The 22,477-nt window shown below is 71.9% G+C and carries 24 protein-coding genes; 8 read left to right on the forward strand and 16 right to left on the reverse strand.

Annotated elements, in window-relative coordinates; genetic code table 11:
- Window positions 1-283: 283 nt before the first annotated feature.
- From dmpG to OG928_RS06795, 8 genes are all read right to left on the reverse strand, one after another.
- Window positions 284-1,297, reverse strand: a complete 1,014-nt coding sequence (gene dmpG, locus OG928_RS06760) for a 4-hydroxy-2-oxovalerate aldolase (protein WP_406280553.1) — start codon at window positions 1,295-1,297, stop codon at window positions 284-286.
- Window positions 1,294-2,220, reverse strand: a complete 927-nt coding sequence (locus tag OG928_RS06765) for an acetaldehyde dehydrogenase (acetylating) (RefSeq protein WP_406280555.1) — start codon at window positions 2,218-2,220, stop codon at window positions 1,294-1,296. The genes dmpG and OG928_RS06765 overlap by 4 nt, the downstream gene beginning before the upstream one ends.
- Complete coding sequence (locus OG928_RS06770; RefSeq protein ID WP_406280557.1) at window positions 2,220-3,260, reverse strand: amidohydrolase family protein; 1,041 nt, start codon at window positions 3,258-3,260, stop codon at window positions 2,220-2,222. Before OG928_RS06770 ends, OG928_RS06765 begins: the two co-directional genes overlap by 1 nt.
- Before the next feature lie 54 nt (window positions 3,261-3,314).
- Entirely contained in the window at window positions 3,315-3,899 is a 585-nt protein-coding gene (locus tag OG928_RS06775) for a 3-hydroxyanthranilate 3,4-dioxygenase (RefSeq protein ID WP_406280558.1), read from the reverse strand.
- The gene (locus OG928_RS06780; RefSeq protein ID WP_406280560.1) at window positions 3,896-4,369 is read right to left on the reverse strand and encodes a RidA family protein; all 474 of its coding nucleotides are present in this window, start codon (window positions 4,367-4,369) and stop codon (window positions 3,896-3,898) included. The genes OG928_RS06775 and OG928_RS06780 overlap by 4 nt, the downstream gene beginning before the upstream one ends.
- Entirely contained in the window at window positions 4,366-5,211 is an 846-nt protein-coding gene (locus tag OG928_RS06785; RefSeq protein WP_406280562.1) for a 2-keto-4-pentenoate hydratase, read from the reverse strand. The genes OG928_RS06780 and OG928_RS06785 overlap by 4 nt, the downstream gene beginning before the upstream one ends.
- Window positions 5,208-6,020 (reverse strand): 2-keto-4-pentenoate hydratase, encoded by an 813-nt coding sequence (locus OG928_RS06790; RefSeq protein ID WP_406280564.1) that lies wholly within the window; start codon window positions 6,018-6,020, stop codon window positions 5,208-5,210. The genes OG928_RS06785 and OG928_RS06790 overlap by 4 nt, the downstream gene beginning before the upstream one ends.
- Before the next feature lie 136 nt (window positions 6,021-6,156).
- Window positions 6,157-7,620, reverse strand: a complete 1,464-nt coding sequence (locus tag OG928_RS06795) for a 2-hydroxymuconic semialdehyde dehydrogenase (RefSeq protein WP_406280565.1) — start codon at window positions 7,618-7,620, stop codon at window positions 6,157-6,159.
- An 81-nt stretch (window positions 7,621-7,701) separates the two neighbouring features.
- On the opposite strand from OG928_RS06795, the gene OG928_RS06800 reads away from it, so the two are divergent.
- Window positions 7,702-7,902, forward strand: coding sequence for a hypothetical protein (locus OG928_RS06800; RefSeq protein WP_406280567.1), 201 nt, complete (start codon window positions 7,702-7,704; stop codon window positions 7,900-7,902).
- Window positions 7,903-8,458: 556 nt separating this feature from the next.
- On the opposite strand, the gene OG928_RS06805 is transcribed toward OG928_RS06800, so the two are convergent.
- From OG928_RS06805 to OG928_RS06815, 3 genes are all read right to left on the reverse strand, one after another.
- Entirely contained in the window at window positions 8,459-8,689 is a 231-nt protein-coding gene (locus tag OG928_RS06805) for a hypothetical protein (RefSeq protein WP_406280569.1), read from the reverse strand.
- Between the two features lie 192 nt (window positions 8,690-8,881).
- The gene (locus tag OG928_RS06810) at window positions 8,882-10,051 is read right to left on the reverse strand and encodes a cytochrome P450 (protein WP_406280571.1); all 1,170 of its coding nucleotides are present in this window, start codon (window positions 10,049-10,051) and stop codon (window positions 8,882-8,884) included.
- A gap of 146 nt (window positions 10,052-10,197) precedes the next feature.
- Entirely contained in the window at window positions 10,198-10,686 is a 489-nt protein-coding gene (locus OG928_RS06815; protein WP_406280572.1) for a MarR family transcriptional regulator, read from the reverse strand.
- 102 nt (window positions 10,687-10,788) lie between these two features.
- Here OG928_RS06815 and OG928_RS06820 point away from each other — a divergent pair, with 102 nt between their 5' ends.
- On the forward strand, window positions 10,789-11,172 hold the full coding sequence (locus tag OG928_RS06820; protein WP_406280574.1) for a hypothetical protein: 384 nt from the start codon (window positions 10,789-10,791) through the stop codon (window positions 11,170-11,172).
- 187 nt (window positions 11,173-11,359) lie between these two features.
- Here the strand turns inward: OG928_RS06820 and OG928_RS06825 are convergent, their stop codons facing one another.
- Entirely contained in the window at window positions 11,360-12,232 is an 873-nt protein-coding gene (locus tag OG928_RS06825; RefSeq protein ID WP_406280576.1) for an alpha/beta fold hydrolase, read from the reverse strand.
- 231 nt (window positions 12,233-12,463) lie between these two features.
- Here OG928_RS06825 and OG928_RS06830 point away from each other — a divergent pair, with 231 nt between their 5' ends.
- Window positions 12,464-13,303 carry a hypothetical protein gene (locus OG928_RS06830; RefSeq protein ID WP_406280578.1) on the forward strand — a complete coding sequence of 280 codons (840 nt, stop codon included), beginning with the start codon at window positions 12,464-12,466 and terminating at the stop codon, window positions 13,301-13,303.
- Between the two features lie 159 nt (window positions 13,304-13,462).
- Here the strand turns inward: OG928_RS06830 and OG928_RS06835 are convergent, their stop codons facing one another.
- The gene (locus tag OG928_RS06835; RefSeq protein ID WP_406280580.1) at window positions 13,463-14,146 is read right to left on the reverse strand and encodes a TetR/AcrR family transcriptional regulator; all 684 of its coding nucleotides are present in this window, start codon (window positions 14,144-14,146) and stop codon (window positions 13,463-13,465) included.
- Between the two features lie 79 nt (window positions 14,147-14,225).
- Here OG928_RS06835 and OG928_RS06840 point away from each other — a divergent pair, with 79 nt between their 5' ends.
- Window positions 14,226-15,740: an MFS transporter gene (locus OG928_RS06840; protein WP_406280582.1), complete on the forward strand. Its 1,515-nt coding sequence runs from the start codon at window positions 14,226-14,228 to the stop codon at window positions 15,738-15,740.
- 34 nt (window positions 15,741-15,774) lie between these two features.
- Here the strand turns inward: OG928_RS06840 and OG928_RS06845 are convergent, their stop codons facing one another.
- Window positions 15,775-16,308 (reverse strand): hypothetical protein, encoded by a 534-nt coding sequence (locus tag OG928_RS06845; RefSeq protein WP_406280584.1) that lies wholly within the window; start codon window positions 16,306-16,308, stop codon window positions 15,775-15,777.
- A 247-nt stretch (window positions 16,309-16,555) separates the two neighbouring features.
- Here OG928_RS06845 and OG928_RS06850 point away from each other — a divergent pair, with 247 nt between their 5' ends.
- Complete coding sequence (locus OG928_RS06850) at window positions 16,556-17,278, forward strand: polysaccharide deacetylase family protein (RefSeq protein WP_406280586.1); 723 nt, start codon at window positions 16,556-16,558, stop codon at window positions 17,276-17,278.
- 114 nt (window positions 17,279-17,392) lie between these two features.
- Here OG928_RS06850 and OG928_RS06855 read toward each other — a convergent pair whose 3' ends face one another.
- Window positions 17,393-17,893, reverse strand: coding sequence for a Fur family transcriptional regulator (locus OG928_RS06855; protein WP_406280587.1), 501 nt, complete (start codon window positions 17,891-17,893; stop codon window positions 17,393-17,395).
- A 102-nt stretch (window positions 17,894-17,995) separates the two neighbouring features.
- Between OG928_RS06855 and OG928_RS06860 the strand changes: the two genes are divergently transcribed.
- The 3 genes from OG928_RS06860 (at window position 17,996) to OG928_RS06870 (ending at window position 21,594) form a co-directional block, all read left to right on the forward strand.
- Window positions 17,996-19,312, forward strand: a complete 1,317-nt coding sequence (locus tag OG928_RS06860; protein WP_406280589.1) for a cobalamin biosynthesis protein CobG — start codon at window positions 17,996-17,998, stop codon at window positions 19,310-19,312.
- Between the two features lie 84 nt (window positions 19,313-19,396).
- Window positions 19,397-20,023, forward strand: a complete 627-nt coding sequence (locus OG928_RS06865; protein ID WP_406280591.1) for a precorrin-8X methylmutase — start codon at window positions 19,397-19,399, stop codon at window positions 20,021-20,023.
- A gap of 14 nt (window positions 20,024-20,037) precedes the next feature.
- Window positions 20,038-21,594, forward strand: a complete 1,557-nt coding sequence (locus OG928_RS06870; protein ID WP_406290812.1) for a precorrin-2 C(20)-methyltransferase — start codon at window positions 20,038-20,040, stop codon at window positions 21,592-21,594.
- Between the two features lie 117 nt (window positions 21,595-21,711).
- On the opposite strand, the gene OG928_RS06875 is transcribed toward OG928_RS06870, so the two are convergent.
- Complete coding sequence (locus OG928_RS06875) at window positions 21,712-22,476, reverse strand: cobalt-precorrin-6A reductase (RefSeq protein ID WP_406280593.1); 765 nt, start codon at window positions 22,474-22,476, stop codon at window positions 21,712-21,714.
- Between the last annotated feature and the right edge of the window lies 1 nt (window position 22,477).

Here is a 22,477-nt window from a genome sequence, read left to right on the forward strand (position 1 = left end):
TGGATCGAGCTCCCCGGCGCGTGACTCGGAGGACACTCAATCCGAATGGTCTATACCAGTCAAGGTCTAGACCATTATCTCTGCCTTAACGCACGCTCAAGAAGAACTCGGAAACTCCTCCGCACCATCCGTCCCGGGCTCCCACTTCCCCGGCTGCCCACTTCCCGGTTCCCCGCTTCCCGGGCTCCCCGTTTCCGGGCCCACGCGCAAAAAAGCGGTGCCGCCCCTTTCGACGACACCGCCTCACTGCTCTGCTCTGCCCTGCCCAGCCCTGCCCCGCCCGCTACTTCGCGCCGTTCACCAGGTCCAGCGCGATGTCCACGATCATGTCCTCCTGGCCGCCCACCATCCCGCGTCGGCCGACCTCGACCAGGATGTCTCGGGTGTCCAGGCCGTAGCGGTTCGCCGCGTCCTCCGCGTGGCGCAGGAAGCTGCTGTACACGCCCGCGTATCCGAGCGTGAGCGTCTCGCGGTCGACCCGGACCGGGCGATCCTGGAGCGGGCGGACGATGTCGTCGGCCGCGTCCATCAGCCGGAAGACCTCGCAGCCGTGCCGCCAGCCCATCAGGTCGGCGACCGCGACGAATGCCTCCAACGGGCAGTTGCCCGCGCCGGCGCCCATCCCGGCCAGCGACGCGTCCACCCGGCGCACGCCGTGCTCGACGGCCACGACCGAATTGGCCACGCCCAGGCCCAGGTTGTGGTGCGCGTGGATGCCGATCTCGGTCTCCGGCGCCAGCACCTCCCGATACGCCCGCACCCGGTCGCGGACGCCGTCCATGGTCAGCCGACCGCCCGAGTCGGTGACGTACACGCAGTGCGCGCCGTAGGACTCCATCAACGCGGCCTGGCGGGCCAGTTCGTCCGCCGGGGCCATGTGACTCATCATCAGGAAGCCCGCGACGTCCATCCCCAGCTCGCGGGCCGCCGCGATGTGCTGGGCCGAGATGTCGGCCTCCGTACAGTGCGTGGCCACCCGGACCGAACGAACTCCCAGGTCGTAGGCCCGCCGCAGCTCCGCGACCGTCCCGATCCCCGGCAGCAGCAGCGTGGTCAGCTTGGCCCGCGTGACGACCTCGGCCGCCGCGGCTATCCATTCGTCGTCGGAGTGCGCGCCCGGGCCGTAGTTGACGCTCGACCCGGCCAGTCCGTCCCCGTGCGCGACCTCGATCGCGTCCACCCCGGCCGCGTCCAGCGCGGCCGCGATCTCGCGGACCTGGTCGGTCGTGTACCGGTGCCGGATGGCGTGCATGCCGTCCCGCAGGGTCACGTCCTGGACGTAGATCTCGTGCGTCATCGGGTGGCCAGCCTCTCTGTCACGCGCAGCGCGGCGGACGTCATGATGTCCAGATTCCCGGCGTAGGCCGGCAGGTAGTGGGCCGCGCCCTCGACCTCCAGGAAGACCGAGACCAGACGCCCGGATCCGCCCGCGAGCACGGCCGTCGGGTCGCCGGCCCCGATCGCGCGGAACTGCACGTCCTGCTTGAGCCGGTAGCCCGGGACGTACGCCGCGACCTCGCCGACCATCGCCAGGATCGACGCGGTCACGGCCGCCTCGTCACACTCCTCGCCGACCACGCAGTAGACCGTGTCCCGCATGATCATCGGTGGCTCGGCCGGGTTCAGCACGATGATCGCCTTGCCCTTGGCCGCGCCCCCGACCTGCTCCAGCGCGTGCGACGTGGTCTCGGTGAACTCGTCGATGTTGGCGCGCGTGCCCGGTCCGGCCGAGCGCGAGGAGATCGACGCGACGATCTCGGCGTAGCGCACCGGTGTCACCCGCGACACGGCCGCGACGATCGGCACGGTGGCCTGCCCGCCGCACGTGACCATGTTGAGGTTGTCCGCGTCCAGGTGTTGGTCCAGGTTGACCGGCGGGATCACGTACGGGCCGATCGCGGCCGGCGTCAGGTCGACGAGCCGTTTGCCGTACGGGGCGAGGGCCTTGGCGTTGTGCCGGTGCGCGCCCGCCGAGGTCGCGTCGAGCACGATCGCGATGTCGGCGAAGCCGGGCAGCGCGATCAGCCCCTCGACGCCCTCGTGCGTGGTCGGGATTCCGAATCCCGCCGCCCGGGCGAGGCCGTCCGAATCCGGGTCGATGCCGACCATCGCGGCGACTTCGAGTGTTCGCGACACCCGGAGGATCTTGATCATCAGGTCGGTGCCGATGTTGCCCGACCCGATGATGGCGACCTTGGTCCGGTCGACCGTCTCGGTCATCACTGCGGTCCCTTCGTGAGTTCGGCCATCCGCCGAGCGGGTCGATCGGCGAGCGCGAAGAACCGCGCCGCGTTGCCGCCGAGGATCAGCGCGCGGTCGTCCGCGCTCAACTCGGCACACGCGCGGACCACGCCGCCCGGGTCCAACTCCCCCAGCGGGAACGGGAAATCGGTGCCGAGCATGACCCGGTCCGCACCCATCACCTCGACCAACAGCCGGAGCGCGCGCGGGTCGAAGACGGCCGAGTCGACGTAGAACCGGCGGACGTACTCGGACGGTGGTCTGGGCGAGTCGGCGCGGACGATGTCGCGGTTGCGCCACGCGTTGTCGGCGCGGCCGAGCAGGAACGCGAAGCTGCCGCCGCCGTGACAGAAGCACAGCTTGAGCGACGCGGGCAGCTTCTCGAACGCGCCCTGGAGGATCATGCCGAGGATGGTCAGTTGGGTCTCGGCCGGCATTCCGACCAACCAGGGCAGCATGTGCCCCGGCATCCGGTCGCCGCCGAGCATGTCCCACGGGTGTACGAGCACCGGCATGTCCGCGTCCGCGCAGTGCGTGAGGAACTCGACGATGCCGTCGTCGCCGAGGTACCGCTCGCCGACGTGGTTGCCGATGTGCACGCCGCGGTGGCCGGCCATTGCGGCCCTGGACGCGGTGTCGCAGGCCGCGCCGATGTCCTGCAGCGGGACCTGACACAGCGGCAGCAACCGCTCCGGGTCGACCGAGCAGTAGTCCAGGATCCGTTGGTTGACCAGGTCGCACCACTCGACCGCGCGCGCGGTCTCGGCCGCGTAGCCGAACATCAGCGGGGTCGAGGAGATGGCCTGTACGTCCACGCCGAGCGCGTCCATGTCGGTCAGTCGGCGCTCGGGGTCCCACAGGGGTGCGATGACCGGGCGGTACTCGTCGTCGCCGCTCATCATCATCCCGGTGCCGTCACCGTGGACCCTCAGCCACGGCTCGCCCGCGCCCGACAGGATGCGGCTCTCGGCCTGCGAGATCCTCGGGAAGACGTGCGAATGGACGTCGATGACAGTCACGGAACCTCCGTGGTTCACCACCGGACTCGGCCGGCGGTCGGGCAGTGGTGGAGATCAGGAACCGGCCGCGGCGCGCGGCACGGTCCGCGGGCGCATGGCGTCGGGCCACACCCGTCCCGGGTGCGTGGCGCCGCAGTGCGGGCAGGTGCGGTCGCCGTCGTAGAACCGCTCGAACAGCGGCGGAAGGTCCTCGACGATCGACTGGAGCTGCACGAGCGAGCGGTTGACCAGCCGGTGGCACTCGACGCAGTACCACTCGAACGCGTCGACCTGGCCCTCGGCACGGCTGAACTCGACGACCAGGCCGATGCTGCCGGCCTCGGGACGTTGCGGCGAGTGCCGTACGTGGGGCGGGAGCAGGAAGACGTCCCCCTCGTTGATCTGGATGTCGACCGGCGGCTTGCCCTCTTCGTCCATCACCCGGAGCACCATGTTGCCCTGGAGTTGGTAGAAGAACTCCTCGATCGGGTCGTCGTGGAAGTCGGTGCGCTGGTTCGGGCCGCCGACCACGGTGACGACCAGGTCGGCTTCCTTCCAGATCTGGATGTTGCCGACCGGCGGCGCCAGCATGTCCCGGTGGTCGTCGATCCACGCTGTGAAGTTGAACGGCAGTCCGTTGGTCAGCTTCGGCAGGGTCATCTCTCGCGCCTCTCAGGATTCGGCGACAGCGGCGACGGGGGCGGGGCGGGGGCGGCGGGGATGTACGCGACGCAGGAGATCTCGATGACCAGGTGCGGGTGCGGGAGTTGGTGCACCGCGACGGTCGTGCGGGCGGGACCGGTCTCGTCGAAGTACTCGGCGTAGACCTCGTTGTAGCCGCCGAAGTCGTTCATGTTGACGAGGTACGTGGTGAGCGAGACCGCGTCGGCGAGGCCGCCGCCGGCCGCGGCGAGCAGGTCGCCGATGTTCTCGATCACGGCGCGAGTCTGCGCGCGGATGTCGAGGTCGGTGGTGCCCATCGCGTCGGCCTTCGCGCCGACGAACGTGCCGTCCGGCCGGCGGGAGCTGGTCCCGGACACGTAGACGAAGTCACCGGCCCGCTTGACGTGCGGGAACCGGCCGCGCGGGGTGGCCTTGCCCGGGACGAGGAGGCCGTCTTCGACGGTCATCGCGTGGTCACCTCCGCGCGCCCGAGTCCGGCCGCGGACACGCGCACGTGTGCGCCCTTGGGCAGCGGCAGCGCGGCGGTGGCGGCCCCCGCGAGGACGACCCATCCGGGCCGGAGTTCGAGGCCGGCCTCGGCGGCGAGCCGGGCGGCGGCGATGAGCGAGCGGAGCGGGTTGCCCAGGATCGCCGCCGAGGAGCCGGTGGCGACGGGACGGCCGTCGATCTCGACGAGCATGCCCAGGTTGCCGAGGTCGAGCGCGTCGGGGTGGTGCCAGGTGCCGACGCCGAAGCCGGACGCCGACGCGTTGTCGGCGATCACGTCGGGGAGGGTGAAGTCGAAGTCGGCGTAGCGCGAGTCGAGCACCTCGTACGCGACGGCGACGCCCGCGATCGCGCGCACGGCCTCGGCCGGGGTGATCGTGCCGGAGAGCGGGCTGCCGATCAGGAACGCGATCTCCGGCTCGATCCGCGGGTGGATCAGCCCGGACCGGTCCAGGAGCCCGCCCTCCTCGATCAGCATCGTGTCGGTGAGCAGGCCCCAGATGACGTCGTCGACACCCATCTGGCTCATCTTGGCGCGACTGGTGAAACCCATCTTGACGCCGATCAGCGACTCGCCGCGGGCCACGCGGCGCTCGATCACGGCGCGTTGGACGCGGTACGCGGTCGGGACGTCCAGGTCGGTGGTGTCGGTGGGGCGGTCGGTGGTGTGCCGGCCGAGGGTCGCCTCGTCGAGGGTGGCGGCGAGGGTGGCGACGAGGTCGGTGGCAAGGGGATCAGTGGTCCTGGAACCGGTGGCGCCAGGACCGGTGCCGCTTGTAGGCGTGGTCTCCGTGTTGCTCATGAGGTCTCCTCGAGGTCCGCCGCGAACGCGACCCGTACGTCGCCGAGCCCGTCGATCCGGGCCTCCAACACGTCTCCCGGTGCCACGGCCACCATCGGCCCGAGCGCGCCGGTCAGCACGGTGTCGCCCGCGCGCAGCGGCCGGCCGAGCCGCACGAGCGTGTCGGCGAGCCAGATCGCCGCGTTCAGCGGGTGGCCCAGGCAGGCCGAGCCCGTCCCCGTGGCGACCGGTTCGCCGCGCCGTTCCAGGACCATGCCCGCGAGCCGCAGATCGAGGTCGCCGAGCACGACGGGGCGGTTGCCGAGCACGTACAGGCCCGACGACGCGTTGTCCGCGATCGTGTCGACGATGGTGATGTCCCAGTCGCGCACCCGGCTGCCGCAGACCTCGATCGCGGGCAGCGCGAACGCGGTGGCCCGGATGATGTCGGCGACGGTGTGCCGCTCGTGCGTCAGGTCGACGTCGAGCACGAGCGCGACCTCGGCCTCGGCGCGCGCCTGGATGACCGCGCCGACCGGTATCTCGGCGCCGTCCGGGACCGCCATGTCGGCGTACAGCATGCCGAAGTCCGGGGAGTCCACCCCGAGTTGGCGCTGGACGGCGGCGGAGGTCAGGCCGATCTTGCGGCCCACGAGCCGGCGGCCCGCGGCGAGCCGGTCGACGGTCAGCCGTTCCTGCACGGCGTACGCGTCCTCGACGCTCGTGATCAGGTCGCGGATCGGCGCGCACGGCACCCCGGACCTCTCGGCGTCCAGCAGGCGCGCGGCGGCCGCTTCGATGGCGTTGTTCGCTGTCTCGGTCACTGTCACTCTCGTATCCGGGGGTGCGTACGGGGTCCCGGGGGTCCCCGTCTCGGCAGTCTCAGTCTTGATCGAATCATCCGGCCGGAGCCGGGTGATCGCGCGACCCGGGCGGTGGGACGGCGCGCCGACCCGGGTCTCGCGATCAGATCTTGATGCAGACGTTCACGGGTTCGGAGAAGAAGTCGAGCGAGTACTCGCCACCCTCTCGGCCGATCCCCGACGCCTTGATCCCGCCGAAGGGAGTCCGCAGGTCCCGCAGGTTCCAGCAGTTGACCCACACGATCCCGGCCTCCACGCGCGGGGCGACCCGGTGCGCGCGGGACAGGTCGGTGGTCCATACGGTGGCGGCGAGGCCGTATCGGCTGTCGTTGGCCAGGGCCACCGCCTCGTCCTCGGTGTCGAACGGCATGACGTGACAGATCGGTCCGAAGACCTCCTCGCGTACGGTGCGCGCGCTCTGGGAGAGGCCGGTCAGCACGGTCGGCTCGACGTGGAAGCCGCCGTCGCGCTCGTCGCCGAAGCTCGGTACGCCGCCGCCGGCGACGACGGTGGCGCCCTCCTCGACGGCGAGTTCGTAGTACGACACGACCTTGTCCCGGTGGGCGGCCGAGATCATCGGCCCGTACCCGGTCAACGCCCGTGCATGGGCGCCCAGTTCGGCCACGAACGCGGCGAAGATCGGGCGCTCGACGTAGACCCGCTCGGTACACAGGCAGATCTGGCCGGAGTGGGTGAAGGCGGACCGCACGGTGCCAGCCACGGCCTCCTCGAAGTCCGCGTCGGCGAACACGATCGCCGGGTTCTTGCCGCCGAGTTCGAACGACACCGGGGTGATGTGCTCGGCTGCCTTGCGCATGATCGCCGAGCCGGTGGCCGACTCGCCGGTGAACGCGATCGCGTCGACGCCCTCGTGCGCGGTGAGGAACTCCCCCGCCGCGCCCGCGCCGTGACCGTGGATCAGGTTGAACGCGCCGACCGGCAGACCGGATGCGTGGATCACCTCGGCGAGCAGCGTCGCGGTGGAGGGCGTCTCCTCGGACGGCTTCGCGACGACCGTGTTGCCGGCCGCGAGCGCGGGGGCGACCTTCCAGGTCAGCAGGAGCAGCGGGAGGTTCCAGGGCGAGATGATCGCGACGACGCCGAGCGGGCGGCGCACGGTGTAGTTGAGCGCGTGGCCGGTGCCGGTGCTCCAGCCGGGGATCGCCGTCGAGTACGAGCGCTCGGGCCGCCCGTACAACAGGTCCGCGTACGCGCGGAAGTTGCCGATCGCGCGGGGGATGTCCACGGTGGCCGCGAGCTCGCGCGGCTTGCCGGTGTCGGCGACCTCGGCGTCCACGAACTCCGCGAAGCGAGCCTCGATCCCGTCCGCGATCCGCCGCATCGCCGCGGCGCGCTCCTCGCCCCCGGCCGATCCCCACACGCCCAGCGCACCCCGAGCAGCGGCCACAGCGGCGTCGACGATCGCCCGATCAGCCTCGGGGACATCGGCCGAGACGGTGCCGTCCACCGGGTTCACGAGCGGAAATCTCCCGCCCCCTGCCCGGCTGAACTCCCCCGCCACATAGTGCGCGGGCTGCACACCGCTCCCGACCGCCGCGCGTCCCATCGCCCATCCCTTCGCCGTGAGGTTCGTCAAAGGGAGCTTGCATCGCACGCGTCATGCCCGTCCAATACTCTTTGGACCGCGATGCATGTCGCTTTTGATATATCAATCGCCGACGCCGGCCTCTCGGCCCCGCGCGGCTGCCTCACCGTCCCGGGACCACGCCCGCACCCCGACACCTCGATGCGCTGGGTCGTCCCACCGGGCCTCGACACCAACCTGACCTGCCTCACCGCACTCGCCGTCGCCTTCCGCCACGCACGATCGGCGCCCTGCGCCGACTGACCAAGGAGCACCGATGGCCTCTTCGATCCCGCCAGGGCCTCGTTCGCGGCGTGCGGGCCGCCCTGGGAGGCGAGGCAGCGGGCGATCACGCACTCGGTTTCGGCGCACGCGGCGGCGACTTGCGGGGGCCGACCATGCGGCGCCAACGGCGGGCCGGAGCGCGGGCGCGATCCACGCATCCCTCGTACACATCCGGCATCGACTCGCTCATGCACCCGCGTCGGCGGTCTGTCCCGTCCGCGCCGCCCGTCACCGCCATTCGGAGCAGCGATACCACCACCGCAGGCCCGCCGATCCCTGGAACAGGGCAAAGCAGAGAACTCCGCGTGCGCGTGTTGGATCGTCGGGAGCGTCGGACTCGGCTACGTGCAGCGCGAGTTCGTGGTCGACGTCCGACGTCGTCCGATGGATGGCCGGCTTCGGCCGGTTCGCGGCCGCGGGCTCATCGGGCCGGGACGTGCCCGGGACCGTGCCGGGCGTCGCGGGCCCGGCACGGTCGGGTCGGATCGGGTCGAGGCGGTCGATGGGGCCTGCGGACCGCGGCTGTGACGTCCCGTCAGCGCGTGTGGACCGGGGTGTCGGAGTCGTGGATCACGGTGGTGATGCGCTCTACGCCGTCCACCCGCTCGGACACCGACGGCAGGATGCCCAGCGAGGGCCCCACCGCGAGTGCCACGATCATCAGCGCGCCCATGGCGGCGGCCTGCGTGGTCCGCCGGGTCCACCAGCGAACGCTCGTGTGCCCGGTGTTCTGCGCGCGTGAGGACACTGCCTGACGAACGGCCATCTGCTCCGACTCCCCATCCGCTGTACGGCGGCCTTCGGCGGTGGTCGTATCCACCGGCGATACCGCGCCGTGTCGGTACTCACTGTCGGGTATTTCGGCGGAGCAGTCAGCAGGAAATCAGTAGCCGAGCGGGCTTCGCACAAACTTGTGACAGTCCGGCGACATCGGTGTCATCGACGGCATCAGGGCCCGTCAGTCGCCGAGTTCGACCGGCAGGGCGGCCAGGCCGCGGACCCGGATCGAGGGCTGCCAGGCGATGGGGGCGTAGCGCTTCGCGTTCGGGAAGCGGGTCAGGATCGTGCGGACCGCGAGTTCGGCCTCCAGGCGGGCCAGCGGCGCGCCGATGCAGTAGTGGATGCCCTGACCGAAGCTCAGATGCCGGGCCGGATCGGCGCGTTCGAGATGCACCCGGTCGGGGCGGTCGTAGCGCCGGGGATCGCGGTTGGCCCCCGCGATCGAGAGGAAGACGGTGTCGCCGGCCGGGATCAGCACGCCGCCGAGCTCCACGTCCTCGATCGGGAAGCGGCGGATCGCGAGCAGGGCCGGCGACATGTGCCGCGCGACCTCCTCGACCAGCACGGGGACCGCCTCCGGATCGGCCCGGAGGGTGTCCCGCAGCGCGTCGTCGGACAGCATCGCGAGCAGCGCGCCGGAGATCAGGTTGGCCGAGTTCTCGTAGCCGGCGAAGAGCAACAGGAAAGCCAGCGAGGTCAGTTCGTCCTCGCTCAGCCGGTCCTCGTCATCCCGCGCGGCGATCAGCGCGGAGAGCAGGTCGGGCCCGGGATCCGCGCGCTTGGCGGCCAGCAGCGCGACGAAGAACGCGTACATCTCGCGCACGGTCGCCCGGATCCCGTCGCGGGTGGCGTTCGCACCGAGTACGGCGCCGGTCCAGGTCCGGAAGTCGGCCCGGGATTCGGCCGGGACGCCGAGCAGCTCGGAGATCGCGCCGACCGCGAACGGCGTGGCGAAATCATGGACCAGATCCACCCGTTCGCGCGTGGCGAGCCCGTCGGCCAGCGCCTGGGCGGCACGCCCGAGCTCGCCGCGCAGGCTCGCGGTGCGGCGCGCGGTGAACGCCTGCCCGGCCAGCCGTCGCAGCCGGGTGTGGTCGGGCGGATCCATGTTGAGCAGATTGGCGTCGAGCGCGGGTGGCAGCTCGAAGCCCTTGTAGCTGCCGGGCTTGGCATGCGCCTTGTTCAACGACAGACGCGGATCCCCCAGCGCGGCCTGCACATCCGCGTACCGGGTCACCAGCCACGCGGGGTTCCCGTCCGGGGCGACGATCGAGTGCACGGGCCCGGCCTCCCGCATCCGCGCGAAGACCCCATGCGGGTCGTGGGCCATGGCACGAGCGACATCCACCGTGAACTGCCTTCGATCGACAACAACGTGGTTTCAACCTAGTGCCGCGCCCGGCAACGTTCGCCCCGTCGTGGTGTTCGGTGCGGTGCATCGGCGTGCCGCCGGAACGTAGTCGCCGCGTTGGATATCCGCTGCCTGGACTCGGCTCAGCCTTGTTCCTCGCCGCTGACCGCGGCTTCGTACGCGAGCAAGGTATCGACGAACAGGTGCCGCTGATCGGGCGTCAGGGGGGCCAACGCCTTGCGCCACGCAACCGCACCCGGGGCGAGCCAGGCAGTGATCGCGGGTTGCTGGTCGGCTGCGATGCCGATGATCCGCCGACGCCGGTCCGCCTCGTCCTCGCGCCTTTCCAGGATTCCCTTCCGGCTCAGGTCGCCGACCAGCAGGCTCACCGTCGTCGGCGCGACCTGCAGTCGGGCCGCCAGCTCGTTCACGGTCATCGGCCCGTCGAAGAGCAGGTAGGAGAGCAGCGAGAGGTGGCGCGGCGCCAGCGCGAGGGACTGCAGCGCCTCGGGCACGGGGATCTTCTTGACCCGGCCCACCATCCGGGGCATGAGCAACAGCAGGGCCCTGACGGCGTCGTCGACTCCGTTCTCGCCGCCCTCTTCGGCGTCGCGCGCCTTGGGCCTTGACATGGCACACCCTTCAACGTTTACCTTTGCCTTCAAAGGTATTTTGCTTTGCTTGCAAAGTGAACTCCTTCCATCGTACGTACCGGCGTGAACGGAGTTGCCACCATGCCGCACTTCAGCGTGCATATCCGCGAAGAATCCCTCGACGGGACGGTAGAACCGAAGCTGATCAGCGCCCTGACCGACGCGGTCGGTGCCGTCTACGGCGAGGAGTTCCGCCGCCTCGTCGGGGTGGACCTGATCGGCATCCCGCAGCACCGCCGGGGCATCGGCGGCAACCCGACCGACAACGATGCACCTCTGGTCACCCTTAGCATGCGTGAGGCCGCGTATCACCTACCCGAGGTCCCGGATGCTCCCGCCCGCCTGGTCGCCACCACCACCGAAGCACTGGCCGGCGTGCTCGGCGAGGCTGTCCGCGAGCAAGCGATCGTGACGATCGTCGGCGTCCCCGACGGCCGCACCGGAGTCGCCGGCACGGTGGCCTGACGCGCGTGCGCAGGCCGGGGCTACCGCTCCGACCCGCGCACGCACCGAGCGGAAGGCCCCTGGACACCGCAGCCGATTTGCTCGGGCCGTGTACGGAAAACCGACCCGCAGGGCCGCCCGCATCCTGTGTCGCCGATGGCCTCTGTTCGTGGGCACGGCGTGAGCCGCCGCGTTCGCCGCGCGTGCGTCAGTGCCAGGTCCGGTCCAGGAAGTCCGCGATGAGCGGGGCGATTTCCGGAAGCTTGTCCTCGAGGGCGAAGTGGCCGGTGTCGAGGATGTGCACCTCGGCGTCGGGCAGGTCGGCGAGGTAGGCGTGCGCGCCGGGCTCGGGGAAGAAGATGTCGTTGCGACCCCACACGATCAGGGTGGCGGGACGGTGCTCGGCCAGCCACGCCTGCCACCGCGGGTACCGGGCCACGTTCGAGTGGTAGTCCAAGGCCAGGTCGACCTGGGCCTCCTTGCGGCCGGGAAGGTCCAGGAAGTGCTGGTCCAGGGTCCAGCCGTCGGGAGCGACCAGCGTGGCGTCGACCGTGCCGCCCTCGTACTGGCTGCGGGTGACGGGGAGGACCAGCAGGCCGGCCGCCTGTTCGCGGGCGCCCTCGACACCGGGCCTGAGCGCGGTGAAGTCGCGGGCCAGCTCGGACAGCCCCTCGGCGTAGGCGTTGGCGTTCTGGACGATCAGGCCGGCGACCGCTTCCGGACGGCGTTCGGCGAGGCGCATCCCCACGGGGCCGCCGAAGTCGAAGGTGTACAGGACGTACCGGTCCAGGCCCAGCGCGTCCACGAAGCCCTCGACGATGTCGGCGAGCCGGTCGAAGCTGTACGTGAAACCTGCGGGCGCCTCGGTGTGGCCGAAGCCGGGGTAGTCCGGCGCGATCAGGCGGTAGTCGTTGCCGAGTGCGTCCATGAGCCGGCGGTACTGGTGCGAGGCGGACGGGAATCCGTGCAGCAGAAGCAGCGTGGGCGCCGTCGCCGGACCGGTCTCCCGGTAGAAGACCCGGACGCCGTCCACGTCCACGAAACGGTGCACGGTCTGCGGGATGGTGCCGATGTTGCCCATGGTGTCTGTCCTCCTGGACGGGTTGATGGGTCAGTTCTACCGGGCAATGAACTAATGGGTCAAGTGATTCTGAAGCATTAGTTTATTGCTTGTGGCGACCCGCGCTCGGCGAGCCGCGCCGACCCACCCGCCGGCCGCCCTCGATCGCGCCCGGACGGCGCGTCCCGCCGAATGTCCCGACTTCGCGTCCTCGCCGATTCGGCGGACCGACGGGGTGCGATACTCACCGGCGTGCGCGTGATCGTGTGGGTGATTTGGGCTCTGTCGTTGGCCGGTATCGCGGCGGCCCCGTTCGTCGTGATGCCCGCGCCGGACGAGCCCCGGCGGCTCGTGCTCGGAAGCCTGCTGCTCCTGGCCGGCATGGCGGGACTGCAACTGTGGCAACGGTTCCGGGTGCTCGGGGTGTTGGCGCTGTCGAAGCAGGACCGGGTCGCCTTTTCGCGGTACGTGCGCGCGGGGCGGGCGTTGTACCGGGTCGACCTGGAGACGGCGCAGCGGCACGCGGACGCGATGCCCGACACGCCGATGGGGCGAGCCCTCGGGGTCCTGGTACGGGCCATGATGCACTTCGACCGAGGCGAGGCGGCAGCCGCGTTGGAGATCACGGGCCGGTGGTTGGCGACACACGCCGACGATGATCGACACCGGCCGATGATCCTGCACATGTACGCGGACTTCTCCGCATTGGCCCTGTTCCAGGGATCGGCGGACGCTGCCGTGGTGGTACCGATGCTCCGCCCCGCGGTGACCGGCGCCGACGGAGGGCACCGCCGACAGGGGTGCCTGAGCGAGCTGATGCTGGACGTGTACGAGGGACGCTTCGATCGCGCCCTCGGCATGGCCCGCCGTTGGCGCCGCAGGGCCGGCCGCCACAGGTCGCCGGGCGCGTGCGCCGAGACCGAGTCCATGATCGCCATCTGCCTCGCCCTCAAGGGCGACCTGACCGCCGCGAACGAGGCCCTGGCAGAGGCGACGCGCTTCGCCCCCGACTCCTGGCACGTCCACATGGCCCGCGCCCGAGTCGCGGCGACCTCCTCCGCGACCTTGACCCTGGAGCCGGGGAGCCGCTGAGCACGAGGACGACGAGCGGCCAGGACCGCACCGGCCCATTGCAATTCGGGGCGGGCCGTCCGCGTGGCGGGCGGCTACCGCCGTCGAAGTCCGGCCACCAACGTTGCCCGCGCCCGCCGCCGTGTCGGGTCGGGTCGGGTCGACGGCCCCGCCCCGCCGTCAGTCAAGTACCGACGACAACATCCTGCGTAGCCCGACCTCCAGGAAGCGTGGGTGGTGGGTGTCGCGGGTGACGTAGTCGAGTAGTAGGCCATGGAGCATGCACAGGAGTACGTGGCCGTCCAGTTCGGCGTCCGTGGAGCCCAGGGACAGTACGACCAGTTCCGCGAAGGCACGGAACTCGGCCTGACAGCGGATCAGCTCCTCGCGGATCAACGGCTCGCGCGCGCCCGCGAGTTCGAGCTCCAGGCGGGCCAGCTGGATGTCGCGCCCCTCGGTCCACCAATGCGCCATGAACGTCGCCATCTGCGCGTAGTCGATCACCACCGGCCGCACCGCCGCCGCCCGCAGCAGTTCGTGGGTGATGAGCCCCGCGTACTCCTTGTCGAGGGTGGCCATCCGGTTGATCACGGCCAGGATCAGCTGGTCGCGGGTCTTGAAGTAGTACGTGACCGAGCCGTTCGGCAGCCCGGCCTCCTCCTGGACGGCGCGATGCGTGAGTCCCCGCAGCCCGTGTGTGGCTATCACCCGGATCGAGGCGTCGAGCATCAGCGTGCGGCGATCGACCCGCGCGGACGAGCCCGGCGCACCGGACGGCGCTGACGCGGCGGACGCGGCAGGCGTTGCAGGCGAGGCAGGCGTTGCAGGCGAGGCGGGTTCGACGGGTTCGTTGACGGGCGACATGGGTCCATTATCCCTGAACTTGACGCTTGTAGAAATATTCTCTACAACTATAGAACTAACTTCTACGAACGTAGGAATCATGGCAACCTCCGGGATACCTGTCACCAAGTCCGGGCACCCTGCGGAATCCGTGCGCCCGACCGGGGACGCGGGACCTGCCGATGCGTCGCGATCCACGCGCCCCACGAACCCGAAGCTCGTCCTCCTGCTCGTCTGCGTCGCCCAGTTCGTCCTGCTCATCGACGACACGATCGTCAACGTCGCCCTGCCGACCATCGGCGACGATCTCGAATTCACCGAGAACTCGCTGTCCTGGGTGACCAACGCCTACTTCCTGACCTTCGGCGGCTTCCTGCTGATCGGCGGCGGGCTCGCCGACCTGCTCGGTCGGCGCCGGCTGTTCGCCGGCAGCCTGGTGATGTTCGTCGCCGCCTCGGCCGTGTGCGGCATCGCGCCCAACTCCGGGACGCTGATCGCGGCACGGGCCGCGCAGGGCATCGCCGGCGCGCTGCTGTCCCCCGCCGCGCTGGCGATCCTGCTCGCGACCTTCCGCGAGCCCAAGGAACGAGCCCGCGCGCTCGGCACCTGGGCCGCGCTCACCGGCCTCGGTGCGGCGACCGGCCTGCTGCTCGGCGGCGCGCTGGTCGAATGGTCCAACTGGCGCTGGATCTTCCTGATCAACCTGCCGATCGGCGCGCTCGCGCTGATCGCACTGCCGAAAATCATCGGTGCCGACGACCGCTCCGCGGTGCGCCGGGTCCCGGACTTCGTGGGCGCCGCGCTCGGTACGGCCGCCGTGCTGTCGCTCGTGTACACCGTCGTCGAGACCCCCAACCACCCGTGGAGCTCCGGCCGGACCCTGCTCGGCCTGCTCGTCGCCGCCCTTCTCGCGCTCGGCTTCGCGCTCCGGCAGCGGTACGCGGCCGAACCGCTGTTGCCCCGCGCCCTGTTGAGGATGCGGCACGTGGTGCTGGCGGACATGCTGGTGCTGGTGGCCGCGGGCGGCCTGTTCGCGATGTTCTTCTTCCTGACCCTCTACATGCAGCGGATCCAGGGGTGGGAACCGATGCGCACCGGCCTGTCGTTCCTGCCGTTCAGTGTGGGCATGGGGGCCGGCGCGGCTGCGGCGACCAAGTTGATCGCGGGCCGCGGGCCGCTCGTCCCGGTCACCGTGGGTCCGGCGGTCGCCGCCGGAGGCATGTGGATGATGAGCCGGCTCGACGCGCACAGCTCGTTCACGGCGCACCTGCTGCCCGCGCTGCTGATCACCGGCCTCGGCCTCGGTGTCGCGTTCGTCGCGATCATCAACACCGCGACCGGTGGCGCCGGCGAGGGCGAAGGCGGCGTCGCCTCCGCCATGGTGACGACGTGTCAGCAGATCGGCGCGGCGATCGGGATCGCGGTCCTGGTCACGGTCGCGACCAACCACACCAGGGATCGCATGAAGTCCGGCGTGGAGCGGGGCCAGGCCACGGTGGACGGCTTCAGCCGAGCCTTCGAGATCCAGGCCGGCCTGATGCTCGCGGCGGCACTGCTCGGCATCGTGGTCGGCCTGGCCGCGCAGCGCCATCGCACCAAGCACCCCGCGGCCTGACTCTCGACCCGGCGCCACCGCCCGTGACGTGCGTTCACGCGCGGTGGCGCCTGCGGTAGGACCAGGTGACCGCCGCGAGCAGCAGGGGCCACAGCACGAGCGGCTGGTAGAGCACGCCGACCACGTTGGTGCCGGCGTTGGTCATGTCGTCGTGCGAGACGGCCCACCAGAACAGCATCTGCCCCCACAGCACGACCAGGACCCCGACGCCCACCCAGGCGACCTTCTCCACGATCTCGGGCCGCATGCGCTTGCCGCCCACGAACGGGACCCATCGGGGCGGTACTTCGCCCCACGGCCGGACCAGGCCCAGGGTGAGCAGGGCGGCCAGTTCCGTGGACAGGCTCAGGAAGATCACCCAACTGGTCCCCCAGCCGTTCATGTTCATGTCCCGATAGCCCTGTTCGGTGTATCCGCCGTGGTGCCCGAAGGCCAACGCGAACCGCCAGATCGCCGACGGCAGCGGCGTGAGCGCGGCGGCGTGCGCGGCCCACAGCGCCCAGCGCGGGGAGGGTGCGACGGTCGGGCGGAACTCTTCGGCGGTGGCGATCCCCCGTGCTGTACTCATGCCCGAAGCGTGTCACTCCGCGCGCCCGCGACACTTCGGCCCACAGGCTGCCCCGGTGCTCGCTCCCGGGGATGACCCCGCTCGACGTCGTCCCACCGAGGTCGGAGCGGCGAACGGGCCGCGGGTCGGAAGCCCCGCTCGCCGCCACCCGGCGGGCGCGACGATCCCACCCGCCGAACCGGTGAACTCCGGCCGAGTCGTGCGTGTCCTCGTGGATGCGGTCGCGCACATGTGCAAGACACTCGACATGGACACCACCTCTGCCACGTCGCGCCGCACGTTGCTGATGGGCGCCGCGGCCACCCTGGGAATGCTCGGTATCGCCGGCTCGACCGCCCACGCCGCGGACGCACAGCCCACCCCCAGACCCGCCTTCGTACCGGAACCGGTGCGCTTCGTAGACGCCGGGCCACAAGGGATCGCGGTGACGTTCGACGACGGACCGGATCCCGTGTACACGCCGCAGGTGTTGCGGGTGTTGGAGCGGCACCGGGTCCGCGCGACGTTCTGCGTCGTGGGCACGGAGGTCGAGCGACACCCCGAACTGGTCCGGGCGATCCACGACGACGGGCACGCGATCGCGGGCCACTCGTGGTCGCATCCGAACCTGCAGCAGCTCGACCCCGGGGGCGTCGCGGCCGAGGTGGAACGCAATCTGACCGCGATCGACCGTGCCGTGCCGGGCTACCGGGTCACCTGGTTCCGCGCCCCGTACGGCCGCTGGTCGCCGGAGGTGATGGGCACGCTGACCGCGTCCGGGCTGCGTCCGCTCGGCTGGTCGGTCGATCCCCGCGACTGGGAACGGCCCGGCGCCACCGAGATCGCCGAGCGCGTGCTGGCCGACACCACCACGGGGTCGATCATCCTCAACCACGACGCGGGTGGGGCACGCGACCAGACGGTGGCCGCGCTCGAAGTGTGGCTGCCGCGGCTGCTCCGGCGCGGATACCGCTTCGTACAGCCGACCTGACCCCCGTCGAGGTTCCGCCGACCCGCTCGCTCTCGGACCCCGGGACCATGTCGACCGCCTTCCGCGGCCGACGTGGTCCCGGCCCACCCCGGCCGGGCGTCGGACGGACACGGCCTACGGATAGCGCGACCGACCACCCCGCACCGCCGGCCCATCGGCCTTCGCGCAATCCGCGCAGCGGCCGGTCAGGGCCACGGCCGTGGGGTCGAGGGCGAAGGCCTGTTCCGCGGCCAGGCGGGTCGCCACGTCGTCCAACAGATCGCCCGGGGCGTGGCTGACCGTGCCGCACACGCGACAGCGCACGTGGACGTGGGTGCCGCCGACCAAGTGGCCCGCCAGGTGGTAGGTGGCCGCGTCGTGGCGCAGGCGGGTGAAGGCGACCAGGTCGAGGCGTTCGAGGGCGTCGAGGGCGCGATAGATGGTCGTGCGGTGGACCCCCGGGGCCGCGCGGGACACGGCCGCGAAGATCGCGTCGGCGCTCAGGTGTTCGTTCGCGTCGGCGAGGACCCGGAGCACCGCCGTACGCGCCACCGTGACCCGCTCGCCGTGCGCGCGGATCTGCCGCACCGCCTCGGCCACCGGGTCGGGGGTGGGGTGCTGTACACCGTCGTCCATATGCAACAGTGTCGCATCTGGCCGACCATCAACCCGACATGGGGTGACAGGCCGGGCATACCGATGCGAGGCGCCGACGCGGGACGAAGGGTGGTGGGTGCGGTGGTGGTCCGCGATCGCAACGACGCCTGCCCCGGTGTCGTGGACGCGTCGCCGGCCGACGACGGCCTGATCGCGCGCGTACGCCTCCCGGGCGGCCGGATCGACGCCGCCCGCCTGCGCGAACTCGCGGACGTGGCACGGCGGTTCGGTACCGGCGACGTCGACCTGACGGCGCGCGCCAACGTACAGCTGCGCGGCCTGCGCGAGGCCGACCTGCCCGCCGTCGCCGCCGCCGTGGCCGCCGCGGGCCTGATGCCCTCGCGCAGCCACGACCGCGTGCGCAACATCCTGGCGAGCCCGCTGGCCGGCCGCGACCCGCACGCGCTCGTGGCCGCCGACACGGTGGTCACCGCGATCGACCACGCCCTGTGCGCGGCCCCGGAGCTGACCGCGCTGTCCGGCCGCTTCCTGATCGGCGTGGACGACGGCGGGATCCCGATCGCGTCCGCGCGCCACGACATCGACCTGCTCGCGGTGGCCCGGGACACCTTCGCGGTACACGTCGCCGGCCACGACACGGGCCGCCGCGTCCCGGCCGCCGAGGCCGCCGAGGCCGTCGTCCGGGTGGCCCACGCGTTCCTGGCCGAACGGGCCGACTCCGGCGCCTGGCACGTGCGCGAACTCCCGGCCGGGGCCGCCGCCTTCGCCGCCGCGTTGGCCGCCGGGCGGGCCCGCGCCGACCGCCCCACCGACCGGCCTCGGGCCGCCCGCCCACCGATCGGCGTGCTGCGCCAATCCGACGCCCGCTCCGCCGTCGGCGCGACGGTCCCGCTCGGCCGCTTGACGCAGCGTCATATCGCGGCGCTGGTCGCGCTGGACGCCGATCTCGCGATCACCACCACGCGCGGCGTGGTGCTGCGCGACGTGACCGACCCCGCCGCGACCGTCGCCGCGCTCGAAGCGGCCGGCCTCCCCTGCGACCCCGCCTCACCGTGGCTGGGCGTGACCGCGTGCAGCGGCCTCGGGGCATGCCGCCGGGCCCTGGCCGACGTCCGCGCCGACGCCGCCCGGCACGCGCTGGGCCGACCACGAACGGCCGCGGCGACCGGCTCCCCGCCCGCCGCCCGGGTCGACCCGCACCGAGGCGACCCGCGCAGGGTCGACGCGCACCGGGACGACCCGCGTCGGGACGACACGCACTGGGTCGGCTGTACCCGAGCCTGCGGCAGACCCGCCGGCGCGACCCTGATGGTCGCCCGCGAGGACGGCACCTACGAGGCCGTCCCGGCCGGCAACCCGGCCCTCCCGGCCCTCCCGGCCGGTCCGCCCAGCCCGACCGCTCCGACGAGCCCAACGGCCCCGACCGACCGCTCGTGACCACCGACGCGCGAAACCCCGCCGCACCCCACCGACCGCCACCCCCGCACCACCCAACCCCCACCGGGCAAAGGAGCAGCCGACGTGGACGACTGGATCAAGGACGGCGCCGAGATCTATCGGCGGTCGTTCGCGACCATCCGGGCCGAGGCGGACCTGTCCCGCTTCCCCGAGGACGTCTCGCGCGTCGTCGTCCGGATGATCCACGCGTGCGGCATGACCGACCTGCCGCGGGACGTCGGCTTCCACCCCGACGTCGCCCGGGCCGGCGCCGAGGCCCTCCGCGCCGGTGCGCCGATCCTGTGCGACGCCAACATGGTCGCGTCCGGGGTGACCCGCAAGCGGCTGCCCGAGGACAACGACGTGCGCTGCCTGCTCGCCGACCCGCGCACGCCGGTCCTGGCCGCCGAACAGGCCACCACCCGCAGCGCCGCCGCCGTGGACCTGTGGGTCGAGGACCTCGCCGGCGCCGTGGTCGCGGTCGGCAACGCCCCCACCGCGCTGTTCCGTCTGCTCGAACTGATCGACCAGGGCGCCCCGCACCCGGCCGCGATCATCGGCATCCCGGTCGGCTTCATCGGCGCCGCCGAGTCCAAGCAGGCCCTCGCCGAGCACGGTGCCGGCATCCCCTACCTCGTCGTGCACGGCCGCCGCGGCGGCAGCGCGATGACCGCCGCCGCCCTGAACGCGCTCGCGAGCGAGCAAGAGTGAGCACCGACACCACCATGGAGCACAGCGTGACCACCACCGGCCGGCTGTACGGCATCGGCCTCGGCCCGGGCGACCCCGAGCTGATGACCCTGAAGGCGCACCGTCTGCTGACCTCGGTCGACGTGGTCGCCTACCCGGTCAAGAAGGGCGCGCGCGGCGTCGCGATCACGATCGCCGAGCCCTACCTCGTCGACGCCCAGCTCCGGCTGCCGCTCGAATACCCGGTGACCACCGAGAGCACCGACCACCCGGGCGGCTACGACGGCGCGCTCGGGGACTACTACGACGCGACCGCCGCCGAGATCGCCGCGCACCTGGACGCGGGCCGCGACGTCGCGGTGCTGTGCGAGGGCGACCCGTTCTTCTACGGCTCGTACATGTACTGGCACGAGCGCCTCGCCGACCGCTACCCGGTCGAGGTGGTGCCCGGCGTGACCTCGGTCAGCGGCGCCGCGGCCGTGCTCGGCCGCCCCCTCGTCCAGCACGACGAGGTGCTCACGATCCTGCCCGGGACACTCCCGCCCGACGTGCTCGCGGCCCGCCTGCGGACCACCGACTCGGCCGCCGTGATCAAGCTCGGCAAGCGCCATTTCCCGGCCGTACGCGGTGCGTTCGAGCAGGCGGGGCTGGCCGAGCGGACCTGGTACGTCGAACGCGCGACGACCGACCGCCAGCGGGTGCTGCCGCTCGCGGAGGTGACACCGGAGGACGTTCCGTACTTCTCCCTCGTGATCACCCCGTCCGCGTCCCCCGGCGGCGAGTTCGCGACCAACCGCACGCCGCGCGCGTCCGAGCCGGAGTACGTGCTGCCCGAACCGACCGGCGAGCTCGGCTCGATCGACGTGGTCGGCCTCGGCCCGGCCGGCCCCGAATGGCTCACCCCGGACGCGCACGCGGCCCTCGCCGGCGCCGACCACGTGGTCGGCTACGGCCCCTATGTCGACCGCGTCCAACCACGCCCCGGCCAGAAGCGGCACCGCACCGACAACCGGGTCGAGGCCGAGCGCGCCCGGCACGCGATCGCGCTGGCCGAGGCCGGCGGCCGGGTCGCGGTGGTCTCGTCGGGCGACGCGGGCGTGTTCGCGATGGCCTCCGCGGTGTTGGAGGCCGCGCACGAGAGCGCGACCGAGGTCCCGGTCCGGGTGGTCGCGGGCCTGTCCGCGATGCAGGCCGTGGCGTCCCGCGCCGGCGCGCCGCTGGGCCACGACTTCTGCGTGATCAGCCTGTCCGCGATCCTCAAGCCGTGGGACGTGATCGAGCGCCGGCTGACCGCCGCCGCCGAGGCCGACCTCGCGGTGGCGATCTACAACCCCGCCTCCAAGACCCGGCGCACCCAGGTCGCCGAGGCCCGCGATCTGTTCCTCAAGCACCGCGCCCCCGACACCCCGGTGGTGGTCGGCCACGATGTCGGCGGGCCCACCGAGTCGGTGCGCGTGGTCCGGCTGGCCGACCTGGACCCCGAGGTGGTGGACATGCGCACGCTGTTGATCATCGGCTCGTCGCAGACCCGCACGTACCCCCGGCCCGACGGCACGACCGGCGTGTACACGCCGCGCCGCTACCCGGCCTGAGCGCCCGCCGCGATGAACGGGATCCCGGTGTCGAGGGGCGACGTGCCCGGCGCGTCGCTGCTCGACGCCAAGATCGTTTCGGCGCGGTCCTGGGTCACGGTGAGTGCCGTGCGCGTCTCACGCCCCGACCGCGAGGCCCTCGACCCACCGCGCCGCGGCCGCCGCGTCGGTGACCCGCTCCGGCGCGGTCACCTCGGGACGGCGGATCAGTACGACCGGGAGGCCGAGTTCGCGCGCGGCCGTGAGCTTGGCCGCCGTGAGGGCGCCGCCGCTGTCCTTGGTGACGATCGCGTCGATCCGCCGATCACGCAGCAGCGCGATCTCGTCCCCGACCGTGAACGGGCCTCGGGCCAGCAGGACTTCGCAGGCGCGTGGCAGCTCGCCCGTCGGCGGCTCGACGCTGCGCAGCAGGAACCACAGGTCGTCCAGGTGCGCGTACGGCGCGGTCTCCAGCCGACCCGTGGTCAGGAACACCCGCCGGGCCAGGGCGGGAAGGACGCGCGCGGCCTCGTCGGCGGAGTCGACGCGGTGCCATCGGTCGCCCGGCACAGCGGTCCACCCCGGCCGTTGCAGCCGCAGGAGCGGTACGCCCGCCTCGGCGCAGGCCGCGACCGCGTGCGCCGAGATCCGGGCCGCGAACGGGTGCGTGGCGTCCACGACCGCCGCGGGCGCGCGCTCGCGCAACCACCCGACCAGGCCGCGCACACCGCCGAAGCCGCCCACGCGCGTCTCGCCGACGGGCAGCACGGGCGCGCTGGTTCGGCCGGCCAACGACGACACGACGTGGATCCCGGGGAGCGGATGGAGCAGCGCCGCGAGCGCTCGCCCATCCGACGTACCGCCGAGCACGAGCACCACGCGTGCTCCGCCGGCTCCGCTCACG

It is taken from the genome of Embleya sp. NBC_00896, assembly GCF_045207785.1.
Taxonomy (GTDB): Bacteria; Actinomycetota; Actinomycetes; order Streptomycetales; family Streptomycetaceae; genus Embleya.

Bases quoted from the DNA above. Each gene is read 5' to 3' on its own strand.
- OG928_RS06850 (WP_406280586.1), top strand. From the start codon at position 16,556: ATGGACACCACCTCTGCCACGTCGCGCCGCACGTTGCTGATGGGCGCC.
- OG928_RS06855 (WP_406280587.1), bottom strand. From the start codon at position 17,893: ATGGACGACGGTGTACAGCACCCCACCCCCGACCCGGTGGCCGAGGCG.
- OG928_RS06870 (WP_406290812.1), top strand. From the start codon at position 20,038: ATGGAGCACAGCGTGACCACCACCGGCCGGCTGTACGGCATCGGCCTC.
- OG928_RS06825 (WP_406280576.1), bottom strand. From the start codon at position 12,232: ATGGGCAACATCGGCACCATCCCGCAGACCGTGCACCGTTTCGTGGAC.
- OG928_RS06815 (WP_406280572.1), bottom strand. From the start codon at position 10,686: ATGTCAAGGCCCAAGGCGCGCGACGCCGAAGAGGGCGGCGAGAACGGA.
- OG928_RS06795 (WP_406280565.1), bottom strand. From the start codon at position 7,620: ATGGGACGCGCGGCGGTCGGGAGCGGTGTGCAGCCCGCGCACTATGTG.
- dmpG (WP_406280553.1), bottom strand. From the start codon at position 1,297: ATGACGCACGAGATCTACGTCCAGGACGTGACCCTGCGGGACGGCATG.
- OG928_RS06820 (WP_406280574.1), top strand. From the start codon at position 10,789: ATGCCGCACTTCAGCGTGCATATCCGCGAAGAATCCCTCGACGGGACG.
- OG928_RS06840 (WP_406280582.1), top strand. From the start codon at position 14,226: ATGGCAACCTCCGGGATACCTGTCACCAAGTCCGGGCACCCTGCGGAA.
- OG928_RS06775 (WP_406280558.1), bottom strand. From the start codon at position 3,899: ATGACCCTGCCGAAGCTGACCAACGGACTGCCGTTCAACTTCACAGCG.
- OG928_RS06800 (WP_406280567.1), top strand. From the start codon at position 7,702: ATGCATGTCGCTTTTGATATATCAATCGCCGACGCCGGCCTCTCGGCC.
- OG928_RS06845 (WP_406280584.1), bottom strand. From the start codon at position 16,308: ATGAGTACAGCACGGGGGATCGCCACCGCCGAAGAGTTCCGCCCGACC.
- OG928_RS06765 (WP_406280555.1), bottom strand. From the start codon at position 2,220: ATGACCGAGACGGTCGACCGGACCAAGGTCGCCATCATCGGGTCGGGC.
- OG928_RS06805 (WP_406280569.1), bottom strand. From the start codon at position 8,689: ATGGCCGTTCGTCAGGCAGTGTCCTCACGCGCGCAGAACACCGGGCAC.
- OG928_RS06785 (WP_406280562.1), bottom strand. From the start codon at position 5,211: ATGAGCAACACGGAGACCACGCCTACAAGCGGCACCGGTCCTGGCGCC.
- OG928_RS06835 (WP_406280580.1), bottom strand. From the start codon at position 14,146: ATGTCGCCCGTCAACGAACCCGTCGAACCCGCCTCGCCTGCAACGCCT.
- OG928_RS06780 (WP_406280560.1), bottom strand. From the start codon at position 4,369: ATGACCGTCGAAGACGGCCTCCTCGTCCCGGGCAAGGCCACCCCGCGC.